This window comes from Flavobacterium turcicum, from assembly GCF_011365745.1.
GTDB classification, from domain to species: Bacteria; Bacteroidota; Bacteroidia; order Flavobacteriales; family Flavobacteriaceae; genus Flavobacterium; species Flavobacterium turcicum.
Genome location: NZ_JAAOBY010000003.1, coordinates 42,172 through 61,185 on the forward strand (window position 1 = coordinate 42,172; position 19,014 = coordinate 61,185).

Below are 19,014 nucleotides of genomic sequence, written 5' to 3' on the forward strand. Positions count from 1 at the left end.
GCTGATTTGCTGTTTTTTATATCAAAATGCATGGTTTTTGTATAATTTGTTTACATTTGAAATGTCTTTTTGACAAATTCATAATTTTATCACTATAAAAACTTACACTATGAATGCAGCTTTCACAACTGGAAAGGAACTTCAAAAAATGGATCCGGTATTTGGTCAATTGTCATTTGATGATCACGAACAAATTGTTTTTTGCAACGACAAAGATACGGGTTTAAAAGCAATTATTGGTATTCATAATTCAGTAATGGGACCTGCTTTGGGCGGTACTAGAATGTTTAATTATGCCAATGAGTGGGATGCCTTGAATGATGTTTTGCGCTTGTCAAGAGGAATGACTTTTAAATCAGCAATCACTGGTTTGAATATTGGTGGAGGTAAAGCTGTTATTATAGGTGATGCCAAAACACAAAAAACACCTGAGTTGATGCGTAAATTTGGTGAGTTTGTACATTCATTAAGCGGACGTTATATTACGGCTGAAGATGTAGGTATGGAAACTGCTGATATGGATTTGGTAAGAGATGTTACGCCTTATGTAACTGGTATTTCTGAGTCACGTGGTGGTGCTGGAAACCCTTCCCCAATTACGGCTTACGGTGTGTATCTTGGAATGAAAGCAGCGGCTAAGCAACAATTTGGATCTGATGTGTTGAGTGGTAAAAAAGTGTTGGTACAAGGAATTGGCCACGTTGGAGAATCACTTGTAGATTATTTATCGAAAGAGGGCGCAATAGTTACAATAGCTGACATCAACGAAGAAAAATTAGCTGAGGTTAGTTCAAAATACCAAGCTCAAATTTACCGTGGCGAAGATGTTTACACTGCTGATGTTGATATTTATGCGCCATGTGCAATGGGAGCAACCATTAACAACGACACAGTTTATAAAATCAATGCAAAAGTTATTGCCGGTGCAGCAAACAATCAGTTGGCTGATGAAAATGTTCATGGAGCTATTTTGCAAGAAAGAGGAATTTTATACGCACCTGATTTCTTGATTAATGCGGGTGGAATTATCAATGTTTATGCTGAGTTAGCGCACTATGGTAAAGAAGAAATCATGCGTAAAACAGAAAATATTTACAATACAACTTTAGAGATTTTTGATTTTGCAACAGCTAACAACCTGACTACGCATCATGCTGCTTTGACTATTGCACAAAACAGAATCAATCAAAGAAAAATTGAAAATAGTACAAAATAGTTAGTTTTTAGTGTTCAGTCGCGGTATTTAGGTTTTACTGATAGCTGCGACTGGGCACTGATTACCTCTAAAATAAGCAAGGATAAATTTTATTTTAAAAAAGGAAATACTTATTTTTGCGCCCTAATTAAAAAGTTCTTATCAGGTGGTAAATAGAAGACACATTCGCGTAAAAGTTATGCAATCCATATATGCGATGCATCAAAGCGGTTCAGATAATTTGGAAAAAGAAGAAAAATTCCTTTTTTACAGTATCGATAATATTCAAGATTTATACCTAATAATGCTTTCTTCCTTGATCGAAATATGTAAAACCGAAGCGGTTTATTTGCATAAATCAAGCTTGAAACATCTCGCAACTCCAGAGGAACGCAAACCAAACGAGAAATTTATTAAAAACAAGATTTTTCAAATTCTAGCTGATAACAATTCCTTAAGTATTGCTCTAGAAAATCGTAAAATTAACAATTGGTCACTTAACGACGATTATATTTTATTGTTGTTGAATGAGGTAAAAGCGAGCGAGTTGTATGCCAACTACATGCGTAATTCAGTAAATACCTTTGAAGAAGACCGTCAATTTGTAGCAGACCTTTTTGCTGAAGTTATTGTTCCTAATGAAAAGTTATACGACTACCTTGAAGATGATAAATTGACATGGGTAGATGATATTCCTGTTGTGAACACGCAAATTACCAAGCAATTAAAGGCAATTAAGGACGGTGAAGACTATAATTTTAGAGTTCCTAAATTGTTTAAAGATATCGAAGACCGTGATTTTGGTCGCGATTTGTTTCGCAAAACAGTTTTGAATGAAAAGGATTTAGCAAAAGAATATTTGGATAAAACTCCAAATTGGGACAGTGAGCGTATCGCCGAAATTGATACTATTATTTTAAAAATGGCTATTTGCGAATTTTTGAAATTCCCATCAATTCCTGTTAAAGTAACATTGAACGAATATTTAGAAATTGCAAAAGAATATTCTACTCCAAAAAGTAGTATTTTTATCAATGGAATTCTAGATAATTTGGTAAAAGAATTAAATACAAACAAACGAATCGTCAAAGCTGGTCGTGGCTTGATGTAATACAAAAACACAAATACAAAAGCATTATGGAACAATTACAACAGTTTGCACCTTATTTATTAATTTTTGCTGTGCTGTATTTCTTCATGATTATGCCTGCGCAAAAAAGGGCTAAAAATGAAAAAGCATTTGAGAGTAGCTTAAAAGTAGGAGATAAAATTATTACCAAGAGTGGCCTTCACGGTAAAGTTTCAGAGTTAGCAGACACTACTGTAATTATTGAAACAATGTCAGGTAAGTTAAAAATGGAGCGTTCAGCAATTTCAATGGAAATGAGTGCAGCTTTATTGAAAAAATAATAGCCAAGATTTTAAAAAAAAAAGTCCCAAATTAGAATTTTAATTTGGGACTTTTTTGCGTTTATGAGGAACTCTTATTTTTTGTTCTTCTTATTCTTTTTGTTTTTCTTAGCCTTTTTTGATTTGGCTTTCGCTTTTTTAGCTTTTATTTTCGCTTTTGCTTTGGCTTTTTTTGCTTTCTCTTTTTTTGCCTTCTTTGCTTTTTTAGCCTTGGCTTTAGCTTTCTCTTTGGCGTTTGCCTTTGCTATTTTTTTCTTTTCTTTATCCTTCATTTTTACTTTGTTTTTTTTCTTTTCTTTTTTGTTCTTTTTGTCTTTTTTCTCGCTAATATCCTCTTCGTTCAGCGTTTCTTCAACAGGAGAAATTGTAGCTTCTTCTTCTGATGCTGGTTTTTCAATATCAGTGGTATCACTATCAACAGATGGGTTTTCTGTTGTTGCTGAAGTAGGCGTTTTTTTTGCTGCTGGAGTGCGTCTTGCTCTTGCAGGCTTTGGCGACTCAGGTTTTGGTGTAGATTCTGGTTGGAGGTTTGTTTCGTTTTGTTGTGGTGTCATAGAGTAAGTAGTTTATTACTGTTTAGTGTTGATTTTACTTTAATGTTAACAAATTGTTATCTGAACGTTAGTAAATATAATGATTATAATCGTTCTTCAATGTTAAGTTTTCATGTTCTACGTTTCTTTTTTGTCAATATGCTTTACATCAAAAAAAAAGTCTCCAATTATTTTGGAGACTTTAATATTTTGAATTAGATAGTACAGTTATTGTTTTGCTGTTAATTCGGCTATTTTAACAATTACATCGACTGCTTTTTGCATGCTTTCAGCAGGTACGTATTCGTATTTTCCGTGAAAATTATGACCTCCAGCAAAAATATTCGGGCATGGTAATCCTTTGTATGATAATTGAGAGCCATCAGTACCACCGCGAATTGGTTTAATTAATGGTTTAATTTTGAGTTCTTTCATTGCTTTTTCAGCAATATCAACAATATATTTTACAGGAAGTACTTTTTCCTTCATGTTATAATATTGATCTGCGATTTCTGCAATTACAATATCTTCACCAAATTGCTTGGCAAATTTCTTGTTTATTCTGCGAGCGATTTTCTCAATTAGTTCTTTGCGTTTTTCGAATTTTTTCTTGTTGTGATCACGAATAATAAGTTCCAAAACGGTTTCTTCAATAGTCCCGTTCAAATGATGCACATGAAAAAAACCTTCATAACCTTTAGTTTCTTCGGGAGTTTCTCCTGCGGGTAATTGATTGATAAAATCATTAGCAATCAACATCGAATTGATCATTTTGCCTTTAGCATAACCAGGATGCACGCTTTTACCTTTGAAAGTAATTTTTGCTCCAGCAGCATTAAAATTTTCATATTCTAGTTCGCCCACTTGACTGCCGTCCATGGTGTATGCCCAGTCTGCGCCAAATTTTTCAACATCAAAATGATGAGCACCACGACCAATTTCTTCATCTGGTGTAAATCCTACTCTGATAGTTCCGTGTTTGATTTCAGGATTCTGAATTAAAAACTCCATTGCAGATACAATTTCTGTAATTCCAGCTTTGTCATCGGCGCCTAATAAAGTGGTTCCGTCAGTGGTAATTAAAGTTTGTCCTTTGTATTGTAGTAAGTCTTTAAAATAACTTGGCGACAAAATGATGTTTTTTTCGGCGTTTAATACAATGTCTTTTCCGTCATAATTAGGTATAATTTGAGGTTTTACATTGGCGCCAGAAAAATCAGGCGAGGTGTCAAAATGCGAAATAAACCCGATAGTAGGCACGTGATGCGAAACATTGCTTGGTAATGTTGCCATGATGTATGCTTTGTCATCGATGGTGACATCGTGCATGCCAATTGATTTTAATTCTTCGACTAATTTGTTGGCTAAATCCCATTGTTTTGGGGTACTTGGTGTAGTAGGTGAGTTCGCATCAGACTCTGTATCTATAATAACGTAACTGATGAAACGGTCTATTATATGTTGCATTTTTGTTGGTTTTTGTGCAAATATAATCTTTTTTTTATGAGGATTTGTAGTCTTTCAGTAGCAAAAAAATATCTTTTATAATGTTCTCTCAGCTGTTTTTAAAAGTGCATCAAGGATATACAAATCAAAAAAAAAACCACCCGAAGGTGGCTTTATATTAAGATCTTAGTTTGCTAAGTTTTTCTTCAGCTTTAGCGAGTTTGGCCTGCAAATCGTTAATTTTTATTTGCTGTTTACTTATTTTGATATTCTCTTTTTTAACTTGAGTTGAGTCGAATTTATTACGAGCTTTCTTTTTTTCTAATTTTTCAGTTTTCGAAATTAAATCTTTTTCAGCTTTTACAATTCGAGTCTTAATTTTATTCACGGATTTCTCAGCAGCAACAATACGATTTTGTTTTCTTTCAAATTGCTTTTTTTCTTTCTCAAATCGTTTTTGCTCTTTTTCTTCTTTTTTAGCTTCTCGTAAAGCTGATTTTTCTTCTTTAAGTTGTTTTTTTAACTCTTTAGCTTCTACTCGTAATGCTTTTTCAGTTGCCGCAGTAGCTTTTTTAATACTGTCATTCGTTGCGAGAATTGTTGCTTTTGAAGGAATACTATCCGTTTTAACTTCTTGAGCAAAAAATAATTGAATACTAAACAATAATACTAAAGTGGTTATGATTTTAATTTTCATGGTGTTTATTTTTAAATGAATTAAACAATTGCATCTTATTTTTAAGATACTTCCTTATAAATAACTATAACTATGCCATTTTTGGCACATGTCAGGTTCTTTAACCACTAATTTACATATTTTTTTGTTTCTATTTGTTATTCAGAAAGTTATTCCTGCAGTTAAGAAAATTACTTATTGCTAAAACAAGTTATTCTAACTATATCCTTGTGTATTTTTTTGCATGGATGGGTAAAAATCGGTCAGATAATTCTATTTTTGCTACCACACAACTACTTTATTTATGTACAAAATTATCATTCGCCCAATACTTTTTTGGTTTGATCCAGAACAAGTTCATCACTTCACCTTTGCTGCTATTCGCTTTTTATCGAAAATCCCTGCCATGTCATGGTTTTTTAAACAATTGTATGCCGTAGAGGATAAACGACTCGAAAGAGAAGTTTTTGGTCTTAAGTTTAAAAATCCTGTCGGTCTTGCTGCGGGATTCGATAAAGATGCCAAATTGTACAAAGAGTTGTCTCATTTTGGATTTGGCTTCATAGAAATTGGGACCCTAACGCCAAAAGCGCAAGATGGTAATCCTAAAAAAAGATTGTTTCGTTTAAAAGAAGATTCAGCAATTATTAATCGAATGGGGTTTAATAATGGTGGAGTAGACGCTGCTGTACTGCGATTGCAACGTAACAATGGAGTTTTAATTGGTGGAAACATTGGTAAAAATAAATTAACGCTTAATGAAGAGGCTACTTCAGATTATGAATATTGTTTTGCCGCACTTTATGACCATGTAGATTATTTTGTGGTAAATGTGAGCTCACCAAACACACCTAATTTGAGAGCATTGCAAGAAAAAGAGCCTCTTACAGCGCTGTTGCAAACGCTTCAAAATCAAAATAAGGCTATGTCCAAACAGAAACCAATTCTGTTGAAAATAGCACCAGATTTATCAGATGAGCAGCTTTTAGACATTATTGATATTGTTGCCGAGACTCAAATAGCTGGAGTAATTGCAACGAATACCACCATTTCTCGAGAAGGATTACAGTCTGAAAATCAATCTGAAATGGGAGGTTTATCCGGTAAACCATTAACCAAAAGAGCTACAGAAGTAATTCGTTTTTTGAGTGAAAAGAGTAATAAAGCATTCCCTATAATTGGCGTGGGAGGCATTCATACTGTTGAAGATGCTATTGAAAAATTGGAGGCAGGCGCTAGTTTATTGCAATTGTATACGGGCTTTATTTATGAAGGTCCTGCTTTAATCAAGGCCATAAATAAGCAGCTTCTTAAAAATAATTAAGTTTAAAAATCGGATAGCAGTTTCGTTTTTTAATCCTAATTGTTTTTTTATCTTTGATTTTCTATGGAGCCAATAAAAATTATAGAATGTCCGCGTGATGCCATGCAAGGCATCAAGCCCTTTATACCTACCGAAAAAAAAGTAAGTTATTTACAAGCACTGTTACGTGTTGGATTTGACAGTATTGATTTTGGTAGTTTCGTTTCAGCCAAAGCGATTCCTCAAATGCAAGATACCGCCGAAGTTTTGGCTCAGTTGGATTTATCACAAACCAACAGTAAACTATTGGCTATTATTGCGAATACTCAGGGAGCAAGTATCGCAGCAACTCATCCTGAAATTCAATATTTAGGATTTCCATTTTCAATTTCTGAAAACTTCCAGATGCGCAATACCCACAAAACTATTGCTGAATCTTTGATCACTTTAAACGAAATTTTAAATATTGCCGATCAATCTAATAAAGAGGTTGTAGCCTATCTTTCGATGGGTTTTGGAAATCCGTATGGTGATCCTTGGAATGTAGAAATTGTGGGCGAGTGGACCCAAAAATTAGCTTCGATGGGAGTAAAAATTTTATCGCTTTCTGATACTGTTGGAAGTTCAACTCCTGATGTAATTTCGTATTTGTTTTCAGAACTCATTCCGCAATACCCAGAAATAGAGTTTGGAGCACATTTACACACCACTCCAGATAAATGGTTCGAAAAAATTGATGCTGCTTACAAAGCAGGGTGTCGCCGTTTTGACGGTGCGATTCAAGGTTTTGGCGGCTGCCCGATGGCAACAGATCAATTAACAGGAAATATGCCAACTGAGAAACTCTTATCCTATTTTACCGCTCAAAAAGAATATTCTGGCATGAGTCCGATGAGTTTTGAGAGTGCTTATAATGAAGCATCAAAATTATTTGGCGAATACCATTAAGGCGTCCTTTGGTAAATTTTACAATAAGCGTGTTGATGCTACGTTACTAAAATATATTGTACCTTTTTAATTTAGAATTGATTATGAAAATTAGTAGCTTGAATCGTTTTGTGTTTTTGCTCTTTATCGGGATTTGTTCCTTATCGTGTGCTAGTGATCTTGATTTTGATCAAGTTAATGATATTAAAATTGAGCCCGTTGTTGTTGCAAATTTGGCATACTTTAATCTTGCTGCACCTGATTTCATTCGTAACGGACAAGAGCAAACCGTATTGGCGGACATTCCAACTGTTGATTTTTTTAATGATAAATTTTTTAGAGAAAGACTCAAGAAAGCTGAAATTTTTATTGAGTTAGAAAATACAATTGCAAGACAGTATCGTATTGATGTGGTTTTTTTAGATGTAAATAATCAAGCAGTTTACAGTACAAATTTTAATGTTCCAGCCTACACTGGTAGTACTAATAAAGTAAGCCGAACCGAAATTTTTGAAAATGCGCAACTCGATTTACTAAAAAGAACCCGCAGAATTGGTTTTCGAGTTCAAATGTTGGCAGGACCGGCACTTACGCCTTCAAGCCCAGGGAATTTAATATTGCGTTCAAGTGCCACTACTTATTTAGTTGTCGAATGAAAAAGATAGTAACCTTCCTTTTGCTAATATCTGTCGTTTCATGGTCTCAAAATAAGCAAATACTATACAATTTTGCAGCAATTCCGCAGTCTGCAATGTATAATCCCGGCGCTGATGTGTCGTATAAATGGTATGCGGGGATTCCGTTTTTATCTGGAGTTTCGGCAAATTTCGGCTCCACTGGATTCTCTGCGTATGATCTTTTAGCCGATAATGGTGTCGATTTCAATACCAAATTAAGAAATGTTATCTTTTCTACTACAGCAAAAGATAGAATGGCAATCAATGAGCAATTAGAAATCTTAAGCGGTGGTTTTAAATTGAAATCCTCTTTGGGAGACGAGACTGATTCCTATCTTTCATTTGGTTTGTATCAAGAATTTGATTTTTTGACTTATGTCCCAAAAGATCCACTTATTTTGGCTTTGGAGGGCAATCAAAATTACATAGGTAAAGTTTTTGATTTAAGTGACATTAACATGAAAGCAGAGTTACTCTCGGTTTTTCATGTGGGATATCAAACCAAAATAAAGTCTAATGTTATTGTTGGAGGTCGAGCGAAGATTTATTCGAGTATTTACAACGCTAGTAGCACAAATAATAGTGGTTACATTTACACAATTCCAGGTTCAGATGCAGTATACGAGCAGCAAATTTACTCTCAATTGCAATTAAATACATCCGGATTAGCTAGTTATTTTGATTCAAATAATAACGTTGATGTTCAAAAAGACGTTACCAAAAGAACATTACTGGGTGGTAACTTGGGCTTGGGTTTTGATTTAGGATTCACCTATTATCCGAAAGATAATTTACAAATTACAGGAAGTATAATAGATGTTGGTTTTATTAAACATAGCAAAGATGTAGAAAGTTATACCCTAAATGGAACTTATTCATACAAAGGTGTTGTCCCTAATTTTAACCAGCAAAACGATCCGGGAACTGTTTTTCAAGATTTTAAAGATGCCATTCCTTTAGACACTTTAAATGTAAAATACACCACTTGGCGTCCAGCAAAATTCAATACTTCCGTTCAATATTCATTTGAGGAGGAACGCTCTGATGAATGTAATTGTACTGATGGCAATGAAAAACCAACGTACAAAAGCGCTTTTGGAGCCCAATTTTTTATGATGACTTTGCCAAAAACTCCCATGATGGCATTGACAGCTTATTACCAACGTAAAATTTTAAAAGGTTTTCATGCCAAAGCAACTTATACGTTAGACTCGTATTCTTATTCTAATTTAGGTTTAGGAATTGCGACGCAAGCAGGTCCTGTAAATTTTTATATTCTCGCAGATAACTTATTAGAGTATCGGGATGTAACTAAAGCAAATAGTCTTGGTTTTCAATTTGGTCTCAATGTTTTGGTCCGATAGTTGTCCTTTTTACTTCTTTTTAAATGAAGTTCGACTTTATCGTTGAAGAAATGTGCAGGTATTATTTTAAGCATGTAACAGTGAATAATCAGTTCTTTTCTACCAAGGGCAAGAACTATTTTTTATCTTAAGATGTTGTTAATTAATAGTTTTTTTAGCAATTATAAGCTTTGTTCTTTATTTTTAGTCTAAGATTGTCTATATTTGCACGCAATTAAACACCAACTACAATTGCAATGATCGCACACAACTCTAAAATTATCGGTGAAGGCTTAACTTACGATGATGTTTTATTAGTTCCTAACTACTCAAATGTGCTTCCCCGCGAAGTGAGTATTCAATCAAAATTTTCTAAAAATATTACACTAAATGTTCCAATTGTATCTGCTGCTATGGATACAGTTACCGAAAGTGCTATGGCAATAGCTATGGCTCAAGAAGGTGGAATTGGTGTTTTACATAAAAACATGACCATCGAGCAACAAGCGGCAAAAGTTAGAAAAGTAAAGCGTGCGGAGTCGGGTATGATTATTGATCCGGTAACTTTACCATTAAGTTCTACTGTTGCCGATGCTAAAAATGCCATGAAAGAATTTGGTATTGGTGGTATTCCAATTGTTGATGAAAATAAAATATTAAAAGGAATTGTTACCAATAGAGATTTACGTTTTGAAAAAAATGGTTCTCGACCAATTGTTGAGGTGATGACTAGCGAAAATCTAGTTACTGTTGCAGAAGGAACTTCATTAGAACAAGCCGAAGTAGTTTTACAAGGTTATAAAATTGAAAAATTACCTGTTGTAAATGCAGATTATAAATTGGTAGGTTTAATCACTTTTAGAGATATTACTAAATTAACCCAAAAACCGATCGCTAACAAAGATGTTTACGGACGTTTGCGCGTTGCTGCTGCTATTGGTGTAACCGGTGATGCAGTTTTAAGAGCCGAAGCACTTGTAAATGCAGGTGTAGATGCTATTATTATTGATACCGCTCACGGACATACAGAAGGTGTAGTGAATACTTTAAAAGAAGTAAAATCTAAATTCCCACAGATCGACGTAATTGTTGGTAATATTGCTACTGCTGAAGCAGCACGTTATTTAGTTGAAAATGGTGCTGATGGTGTCAAAGTAGGAATTGGACCTGGTTCAATTTGTACTACTCGTATCGTTGCAGGAGTTGGTTTTCCTCAATTTTCTGCTGTGCTTGAGGTAGCTGCTGCTATCAAAGGAACTGGAGTTCCAGTAATTGCTGATGGTGGAATTCGTTACACTGGTGATATTCCAAAAGCGATTGCTGCTGGTGCTGATTGCGTAATGCTTGGTTCACTTTTAGCAGGAACAAAAGAATCTCCGGGAGAAACAATCATCTTTGAAGGACGTAAATTCAAATCCTACCGTGGTATGGGTTCAGTTGAAGCCATGCAAGAAGGGTCAAAAGACAGATATTTTCAAGATGTAGAAGATGATGTAAAAAAATTAGTTCCGGAAGGAATTGTAGGTCGTGTGCCATACAAAGGAGAGCTGAACGAAAGTATGCAACAATTTATAGGTGGTCTTCGTGCCGGAATGGGATATTGTGGTTCAAAAGATATTCCTACTTTGCAAGAAACTGGTCGTTTTGTTCGCATTACTGCTAGTGGAATTAATGAAAGTCACCCACATAACGTGACCATTACAAAAGAAGCTCCGAATTACTCTCGCTAGTTTTTTTAGTTTTCAGTCGAAGTATACAATTTGTCATTCCGTTTGAAAAATATTAATTTAAACCATTAAGAAAGTTAAGGAAATTAAGGATTTAAAAACTTAATGTATCTTAATTTTCTTAATGGTTTTTTATTGAAGTTAAATTAAGCCCTCAAAAAGGCGGCGATTTTTTTCTTCTCGCCTGCAATCCATAAAATATCACTTTCCTCTAATACCAGGTGAGATTCAGGGTTTAACATACGTTTTCCGTTGCGTTCAATACCAACAATAATACCATGAGTGTTTTCTCGAATTTGCGATTCTCGAATACTTTTGCCAATACAAACGCGGTTTTTTAGCTCTAGTTTTTGAAGGATAATGTCAGTCTCAACCACTTTTTGGGCAACATCAATTTCATTTTTATCCAAGTAGATTTTAAATTCCTTAACTTGTTTATCCGTTCCGATGATACTTATTTCATCCCCAGGAAACAATCTTTCGGTTTTCAAAGGAATATTAATTACTACCTCTCCTCTTTTAATTGATGCGATGTTGATTTCAAACTGTTCTCTAATTTTTAATTCTTCAAGAGTTTTCCCAGCTAAATTAGATTCTTTGGCAATTTCAAACTCTGTCATGTGACCATCCCAAGGAGAGAGCGTATTTTGACGTTTGTTTTCTTTTTTAATTTCTCGATCATTGTAGTTGGTCATAAAATGATCTTCAATTTTATGGTAAACGGCATGTAATTTTTTTGGGAATAATATATAAGCACCTATGGCAATTAAAAACGCAATTGCAGCAATCCCTGCAGAGAAAAAAGTATTTAAAATAAAACCCACATAAAATAGTGAAAGAGCAATTCTAAAAAGCACTAGCATGATAATTGGGCCATAATGCTTTTTTTGCTCCAATAAAATTTGAACCTCTTTTACAGCAACTCTTCTTAATGAAAGTGCCCACAAGAAGGGTGATAATATAATCAGTGTGATCAATGCAGCAATAGCATTTCCAAATTTTGAATCTTCTACTAACGGAAGTATAAAATTTGACGAAAGTAAAATAATAGCAACAATAATGATAGAGTGTAGTACTACTTGTGTGAGATAACTTCGCATTACAATTTGCCAATTGCTTAATGACTTTATTTCTTCGGTATTTGAGCTGTAGAGTTGAATTCTTTTTACCCATCGTTTAGGAAGTTTCTTTTCAACAAAAACCGAAAACGGTTCGGCAAACTTGACCATAAAAGGTGTGGTAAAAGTGGTAATGGCAGATACGGCGACTACAATAGGATATAAAAAATCACTAGTTACTTTTAAGGTGGTTCCCAATGTGGCTATAATAAATGAAAACTCTCCAATTTGAGATAAACTCATTCCGGATTGTATGGATTGTTTAAGCGGTTGTCCCGATAGCAAAGAACCTATTGTAGAACTTATAGATTGCCCAAAGATTACAATTAATGTTAAAACAGCGACAGGAAAAGCATATTCTATTAGTGTATTCGGATCAATTAACATTCCCACAGATACAAAAAACACCGCACCAAATAAGTCTTTTACAGGTTTTACTAGATGTTCTATGTGTTCTGCTTGCGTAGTTTCAGCAATGATAGATCCCATGATAAAGGCACCAAGAGCTGGCGAAAACCCAACATTGGCAGCAAAAATCACCATTAGTAAACACAAGGCTAACGAAATAATCAACATCATTTCATCGGTTAATAAATGTTTGGCTTTTTTTAATAGTGTTGGTATAAAAAAGATTCCTACTACAAACCAAATTGTCAAAAAGAAAATCAGTTTAAAAACGGATTGCACCAATTCCATTCCTGAAAACTGCTGACTCACCGCAACTGTTGAGAGCAAAACCATCATCAAAATGGCAATAATATCTTGAACAATAAGAGAACCAATTACGTTTCCAGCAAATTTTTGCGATTTTACCCCCAGTTCATCAAAGGTTTTTAAAATTATGGTAGTGGATGAAATAGATAATATTACTCCGAGAAAAATACTATTCATTTTACTCCATCCCAAAAATTGACCCGTAAAAAAGCCTAGTGTGACGAGTGTAATTATTTGTGTAAATGCAGTGATAGAAGCCGTACCGCCCACTTTTACCAATTTTTTAAAACTGAACTCAAGCCCTAAACTGAACAGTAAAAATATAACGCCTATCTCGGCCCAAACCTTCACACTATTAACATCTTTTACAGTAGGAAAAAAATCAAATTCAGAACTAGCTAAAAATCCTGCTACAAGGTACCCTAAAACCAAAGGCTGTTTCATAATTCGAAATAACAATACAGCTATAGCAGCAGTGATTAGGATTAAACCTAAATCAGTTATTAAATCGGGTAAATGAACTATTGAAGCGGATAAAAAGGGAAACATAAATTTTGAATTTTGACTAAAATAACAAAAAAATCTGCTTTTATCAAGTGACAAAAGCAGATTTTAGAAAAGTATAACAATATCGAAGTTTAGATTCCCAAGAAATTGCTTGGTGTAATTTGAAGTAATTCGCCTTTTATCGCTTCAGATACATCCAATGTTGCAATAAAACCATGAATGGCGTTTTTATCAATCGCTTCATTAGTTCGTGTCAACCCTTTCAAGGCTTCATACGGATTTGGATATCCTTCACGACGCAAAATTGTCTGAATTGCCTCAGCAACAACGGCCCAGTTTTTTTCTAAATCTTCGTGAAATTTAGGTTCGTTCAAGAGTAATTTGTTCAATCCTTTCAAGGTAGCTTCAAATCCTATGATAGTATGACCTATTGGTACGCCAACATTTCTTAAAACAGTACTGTCAGTTAAGTCACGTTGCAATCTTGAGATTGGTAATTTCGCTGAAAGGTGCTCAAAAATAGCATTGGCAATGCCTAAGTTTCCTTCTGAGTTTTCAAAGTCAATTGGATTTACTTTGTGTGGCATGGCTGATGATCCTATTTCACCTGCTTTTATTTTTTGCTTGAAATACTCCATTGAAACATACGTCCAAATGTCTCTATCCAAGTCAATAATAATAGTGTTTATTCTTTTTAACGCATCAAAAAACGCTGCAAAATGATCGTAATGTTCTATTTGTGTGGTTGGGAAGGAGTGGTGTAATCCTAAAATATCTTCCACAAATTTTCCTCCAAATTGTTTCCAATCAATTTGTGGGTAAGCTACATGGTGTGCATTGTAATTTCCGGTAGCGCCACCAAATTTAGCTGCAAACGGAATATTGAATAACAAACGCATTTGCTCCTCTAATCGTTCTACAAAAACGCCAATTTCTTTACCCAATCGAGTAGGTGAGGCGGGCTGTCCGTGCGTGCGTGCCAGCATTGGGACGTCTTTCCATTCTACGCTTAATTCTTTCAACTTTGCTGTCAAAGCAATTAACGAAGGCATGTATACTTTTTCAAAAGCCTCTTTAGTCGATAATGGAATTGCAGTATTATTAATGTCTTGGGAAGTTAACCCAAAATGAATGAACTCTTTGTATTGTGACAAACCTAGTTTTTCAAAAGCATCTTTTATAAAGTATTCTACCGCTTTTACATCGTGGTTGGTTACTTTTTCTGTTTCTTTAATCCAAAGTGCATCTTCAGTTGAAAAGTTTTGGTAAATGTTGCGTAAACTTTCAAATAAATCCGAATTTACCCCAGCAAGTTGTGGCAAAGGCACTTCGCACAAAGCAATGAAATATTCAATTTCAACCAGTACGCGGTATTTAATTAAAGCTTCTTCAGAGAAAAATGGAGCTAAAGAAAGGGTTTTACTTCTATATCTTCCATCAATTGGAGAAATAGCATTCAATTCGTTTAAAGTAGTCATTGTTTAGTTGTTTGTTCGAAAGGCACAAAAATAGTTATAAGTTACAAGTAATGGATTATAAGTTTAGACTTTTATTGCTCTAATAATTGATTTCTTGCCATTGCTATTGCCATTCTTATTGTATTTTATGTAGTAATTTATTTTTCAAGATTTCAACTCCTTTTGATGCAATTTCAGGAATTACTTGCAGTTGATTTCTCAAATTCGGAATCTTAATCGGTTTGGGATCGATGTAAAACAGTGGTGTTGTCACTTTCGTAAAATCAATCAAACCTGCCGCTGGATACACTTGTAACGAGGTGCCTATCACGGCAAAATAATCAGCAGTTTCTGTAATTAAAACAGCTTCTTCAAGTGCAGGAACTTCTTCGCCAAACCATACAATGTGCGGGCGCAATTGATTTTGATTTTCATCAAAGTCGCCAAAATTCAAATCTTCGGTCCAGTTTAATATATAATCAGGGTTGCGCGTACTACGCACTTTCAACAATTCCCCGTGCAGGTGCAATACTTGCGTACTGCCAGCACGCTCGTGCAAATCATCTACATTTTGAGTGATGATGTGCACATTAAATTCCGACTCCAATTCTGCTAAAATATAATGAGCAGCGTTCGGAGTAACCTCTTTGAGCTGTCGGCGTCTTTGGTTGTAAAAATCAAGTACCAAAGCCGGATTTTTATGCCAACCTTCGGGCGTGGCCACATCTTGAACGTTATGCCCTTCCCAGAGTCCATCACTATCCCGAAACGTTTTAATACCACTTTCCGCACTAATTCCAGCGCCAGTCAAAACTACTAATTTCTTTTTCATGTTCTATTTTTTTTGGGCGTGTTCGCCGTGGCGACCGGGCTTTCTGCTCTATCTTTATGGGCTAAAAAAGCCCATAAAGGATGCCGCGTCAATCCCTCACGCAAATCCCGTAAGTGTACTTTTTTTTTCTTTTAAAGTACAATCGGTAAGAGACTAATACTAGCTGTTCTTTAAAAGATAAAACTAGTCTTTTTTACTATTTTTGCCAAAAAATAATCCCACATGATCGATTTAAAATATCTCGAGTTTCTTGAAAATATCCTCACAAATAATCGCAAAGAGAAATTCCTTAAAGTATTGCAAAACAGAACCAAACATTTTACCATAGCTGTTGAGGATGTGTTCCAGATGCACAATACTAGTGCTGTTATGCGCAGTTGCGAGGTTTTTGGAATTCAAGAACTGAACGTAATTGAACAGCGTTACGGAAAAAGTATCGATAAAGAAATTGCCATGGGAGCCCAAAAATGGGTTGACATTAACACGTTTGACAGTGTAACCACTTGTGTGGACACTTTAAAAAATAAAGGCTACCAAATCATTGCTACCACGCCACATGATAACGATTGTTTGATGGAAGATTTTGATATATCTAAACCCAGCGCCTTATTTTTTGGCACCGAACGCGATGGTTTATCTGAGGAAATCTTGCAACGTGCCGACGGTTATTTAAAAATTCCCATGGTGGGTTTCACCGAAAGTTTGAATATCTCCGTTTCGGCTGCAATCATTATCCAAAATTTAACCAATAGATTGCGAAGTTCTACTATTGATTGGCACTTAACCGAAAATGAAATCCTAGAAAAACGTTTGGCTTGGGCCAAAAATTCTATTAAAGATATCAAAAGAATTGAAAAACGGTATTTTGAAGAGAATCCTTCCTAAGTCAAAACCAAAAAAAAACGAGTAAAAAAATATAGCTACACAGATAACTTCTCTTTTAAAGCTACCCCTGAATTTGATCTTTTTAATGGAAACTTTTACGATAGGAAGTAGGGGTGAAAGTCGTTTTGTTTTTAAATAATTTACTAAAAGATTGCGGATACTCAAACCCTAGTGCATAAGCAATTTCACTGCTGCTCAGATTAGTCGTGGTTAAAATATGTTTGGCTTTTTCAATAATTTGATTGTGAATGTGTTGCTGGGTATTTTGACCTGTTGTACTCCGTAACATATCACTTAAATAAGCAGCGGAAACATGTAGTTGTACTGCTAATTCTTCAACAGTTGGGATTTTAGTTACTGTCTCTGGGGCAAAATGGCGCGTAAGCAGCAGTTCAAATTGACTGAGTAAGTCGTTCGAAGCCATTTTTCGGGAAATAAATTGTCTGTTGTAAAATCGGTTAGCGTAGCTAAGTAACAATTCTAGGTTAGACACCAAAACATCCTGGCTAAAACGATCTAAACGAGCGTGTATTTCTTTTTTGATGTTGTCTACTATAGATTCTATGGTGCGCTCTTCTTCCTCTGAAAGATGTAAGGCTTCGTTTTCCTCGTAGCTGAAATACCCATAATTTTTAATGACTTTCCCCAAAGGATATGCACGAATCAAATCCGGGTGAAAGAGTAAAGACCATCCGTCTTGGTTTATATTTTCGGCGTTATCCAGTCCTATAATTTGGTTGGGTGCAATGAATGACATGCTGCCTGAATCAAAATCATAGGTGTTTTTACCATATTTTAATTGCCCTTTAAAGCTTCTTTTAATAGAAATATTGTAGAAATTTAAGTTTAGTTTATCGTTAGTCGTCGTATTGAATTCTGAGGTTGAAGCATGATCAATCACGGTAATCAAAGGATTCAAAGGACTAGAAAGGCCTAAAAAGTCGTGTAATTTTTGTACCGAGGCAATAGCAATGATATTTGAGCTGGTATTTTTCATAGTCAAAACAAGCAGGCAACGCTTTAGGTCGCCTGCATAATTAAATGGTAAATTTAGCTTTTTTGAAAGTCAATTCCAGATCTTCTGTCCAAAGTCATGATATCAAGCACATTTCCTGGGTATTCTATTGGTAAATCACTTACTTTATTTAATTGGATTAATTCGTCAGGAGTAAATATAACATTTGTAGCTTTAAGATTGTCCTGCAATTGATGAGGTTTTGTAGCTCCGATGATTACAGTACTGACTGCGGGTTGCTGCATGACCCAAGCCAAGGCAAGTTGTGCAATTGATGTGTTTTTTTCTTCAGCCATAGGCACCAATACGTCTAGCACATCATAAGCTCTTTGCTCGTGAAAAGGAGGGAAGGGAAAACTGTTCAATCGGCCTTCGTCTTTCTGACCATTTCTTTTGTATTTTCCCGTGAGTAAACCGCCGCTTAAAGGACTCCAAACCATCATCCCGATTTTTTGGTCTAGCAACATGGGTACTATTTCTCGTTCAACATCTCGCACGTCTAAGGAATAATTAACCTGCAATGATGCAAAGCGATCGAGACCATTGTATTGCGAATATGACAAACCTTTCATCATTTGCCAAGCACTAAGATTACTTGCTCCAAAATATCGAATTTTACCACTTCGAACCAAATCGTCTAAAGTGCGCAGGGTTTCCTCAATGGGCGTTAAAGGATCTGCAGTGTGAATTTGGTACAAATCAAGATAATCTGTCCCAAGTCTTTTTAAACTTGCCTCTACTTCTTGGAGAATGTGTTTTTTAGAAAGTCCCAAGCTGTTGGGCGTCGTTCCTGTTGTACCTCTAACTTTTGTAGCTAGAACCAAATCATTCCTGTCAATTCCCAGATTTTTAATGGCATTACCAATCATTATTTCTGAAAGTCCTTCAGAATAAATATTGGCGGTATCAATACAATTTACACCAGCATCAATTGCCATTTTTATTTGTTCATCAACCGCTGTTTGGTCCAGATTTCCCATGTAACCAAAAAATCCTTTACCGCCATAATTCATAGTGCCTAAACACAAACTCGAAACTTGTAATCCAGTGTTTCCTAAGATATTGTACTTCATTTCTATTTACTTAATGTTAAGCAGCAAAGTTCATCGCTTTTCACATGAAGCTTGTATCCAAACCAAAGTTACTTGTGTTCAAAATGAAGTTGTTTTAGTTTTTCTGAATTTTAAAACTTTAGTGTTTTTGTGAAATTATGATCTATAATAAACACGAGTATCTAGCATGTATGTTT

At 35.0% G+C, this 19,014-nt stretch carries 17 protein-coding genes; 9 read left to right on the plus strand and 8 right to left on the minus strand.

All coding sequences use genetic code 11. The annotated features are described in order from the left end of the window. Window positions 1-109 precede the first annotated feature (109 nt). The 3 genes from G9Q29_RS06960 to yajC all read left to right on the plus strand — a co-directional run bounded on the left by G9Q29_RS06960 (window position 110) and on the right by yajC (window position 2,605). Complete coding sequence (locus G9Q29_RS06960; RefSeq protein ID WP_166134797.1) at window positions 110-1,216, plus strand: Glu/Leu/Phe/Val family dehydrogenase; 1,107 nt, start codon at window positions 110-112, stop codon at window positions 1,214-1,216. A gap of 178 nt (window positions 1,217-1,394) precedes the next feature. Continuing rightward, window positions 1,395-2,306 (plus strand): transcription antitermination factor NusB, encoded by a 912-nt coding sequence (gene nusB, locus G9Q29_RS06965; RefSeq protein ID WP_166134800.1) that lies wholly within the window; start codon window positions 1,395-1,397, stop codon window positions 2,304-2,306. Window positions 2,307-2,332: 26 nt separating this feature from the next. Beyond that, a complete protein-coding gene (gene yajC, locus G9Q29_RS06970; protein ID WP_166134803.1) occupies window positions 2,333-2,605 on the plus strand; it encodes a preprotein translocase subunit YajC in 273 nt (90 codons plus the stop codon). A gap of 74 nt (window positions 2,606-2,679) precedes the next feature. Here yajC and G9Q29_RS06975 read toward each other — a convergent pair whose 3' ends face one another. The 3 genes from G9Q29_RS06975 to G9Q29_RS06985 form a co-directional block, all read right to left on the minus strand. After that, window positions 2,680-3,159, minus strand: coding sequence for a hypothetical protein (locus G9Q29_RS06975; RefSeq protein ID WP_166134806.1), 480 nt, complete (start codon window positions 3,157-3,159; stop codon window positions 2,680-2,682). A gap of 207 nt (window positions 3,160-3,366) precedes the next feature. Beyond that, window positions 3,367-4,605: a peptidase T gene (pepT, locus tag G9Q29_RS06980; protein ID WP_166134809.1), complete on the minus strand. Its 1,239-nt coding sequence runs from the start codon at window positions 4,603-4,605 to the stop codon at window positions 3,367-3,369. Between the two features lie 157 nt (window positions 4,606-4,762). Further along, a complete protein-coding gene (locus G9Q29_RS06985) occupies window positions 4,763-5,281 on the minus strand; it encodes a hypothetical protein (protein ID WP_166134812.1) in 519 nt (172 codons plus the stop codon). Window positions 5,282-5,564: 283 nt separating this feature from the next. On the opposite strand from G9Q29_RS06985, the gene G9Q29_RS06990 reads away from it, so the two are divergent. The 5 genes from G9Q29_RS06990 to guaB all read left to right on the plus strand — a co-directional run bounded on the left by G9Q29_RS06990 (window position 5,565) and on the right by guaB (window position 11,240). Next, window positions 5,565-6,584 carry a quinone-dependent dihydroorotate dehydrogenase gene (locus tag G9Q29_RS06990; RefSeq protein WP_166134815.1) on the plus strand — a complete coding sequence of 340 codons (1,020 nt, stop codon included), beginning with the start codon at window positions 5,565-5,567 and terminating at the stop codon, window positions 6,582-6,584. Between the two features lie 63 nt (window positions 6,585-6,647). Next, window positions 6,648-7,511, plus strand: a complete 864-nt coding sequence (locus G9Q29_RS06995; RefSeq protein ID WP_166134818.1) for a hydroxymethylglutaryl-CoA lyase — start codon at window positions 6,648-6,650, stop codon at window positions 7,509-7,511. 83 nt (window positions 7,512-7,594) lie between these two features. Further along, window positions 7,595-8,146 carry a hypothetical protein gene (locus tag G9Q29_RS07000; protein ID WP_166134821.1) on the plus strand — a complete coding sequence of 184 codons (552 nt, stop codon included), beginning with the start codon at window positions 7,595-7,597 and terminating at the stop codon, window positions 8,144-8,146. Beyond that, window positions 8,143-9,531, plus strand: a complete 1,389-nt coding sequence (locus G9Q29_RS07005; RefSeq protein WP_166134824.1) for a DUF5723 family protein — start codon at window positions 8,143-8,145, stop codon at window positions 9,529-9,531. Before G9Q29_RS07000 ends, G9Q29_RS07005 begins: the two co-directional genes overlap by 4 nt. Window positions 9,532-9,767: 236 nt before the next feature. Further along, a complete protein-coding gene (gene guaB, locus G9Q29_RS07010; protein WP_166134828.1) occupies window positions 9,768-11,240 on the plus strand; it encodes an IMP dehydrogenase in 1,473 nt (490 codons plus the stop codon). A gap of 143 nt (window positions 11,241-11,383) precedes the next feature. Here the strand turns inward: guaB and G9Q29_RS07015 are convergent, their stop codons facing one another. The 3 genes from G9Q29_RS07015 to G9Q29_RS07025 form a co-directional block, all read right to left on the minus strand. After that, window positions 11,384-13,618 (minus strand): cation:proton antiporter domain-containing protein, encoded by a 2,235-nt coding sequence (locus tag G9Q29_RS07015; RefSeq protein WP_166134831.1) that lies wholly within the window; start codon window positions 13,616-13,618, stop codon window positions 11,384-11,386. A gap of 89 nt (window positions 13,619-13,707) precedes the next feature. Next, window positions 13,708-15,054: an adenylosuccinate lyase gene (gene purB / locus G9Q29_RS07020; protein WP_166134834.1), complete on the minus strand. Its 1,347-nt coding sequence runs from the start codon at window positions 15,052-15,054 to the stop codon at window positions 13,708-13,710. Between the two features lie 115 nt (window positions 15,055-15,169). Continuing rightward, on the minus strand, window positions 15,170-15,865 hold the full coding sequence (locus G9Q29_RS07025; protein ID WP_166134837.1) for an SIR2 family NAD-dependent protein deacylase: 696 nt from the start codon (window positions 15,863-15,865) through the stop codon (window positions 15,170-15,172). 222 nt (window positions 15,866-16,087) lie between these two features. On the opposite strand from G9Q29_RS07025, the gene G9Q29_RS07030 reads away from it, so the two are divergent. Further along, window positions 16,088-16,750 (plus strand): TrmH family RNA methyltransferase, encoded by a 663-nt coding sequence (locus G9Q29_RS07030; protein ID WP_166134840.1) that lies wholly within the window; start codon window positions 16,088-16,090, stop codon window positions 16,748-16,750. Window positions 16,751-16,832: 82 nt separating this feature from the next. Here the strand turns inward: G9Q29_RS07030 and G9Q29_RS07035 are convergent, their stop codons facing one another. Further along, window positions 16,833-17,747: a helix-turn-helix domain-containing protein gene (locus G9Q29_RS07035; protein WP_166134843.1), complete on the minus strand. Its 915-nt coding sequence runs from the start codon at window positions 17,745-17,747 to the stop codon at window positions 16,833-16,835. A gap of 53 nt (window positions 17,748-17,800) precedes the next feature. After that, window positions 17,801-18,838, minus strand: a complete 1,038-nt coding sequence (locus tag G9Q29_RS07040; protein WP_166134846.1) for an aldo/keto reductase — start codon at window positions 18,836-18,838, stop codon at window positions 17,801-17,803. Between the last annotated feature and the right edge of the window lie 176 nt (window positions 18,839-19,014).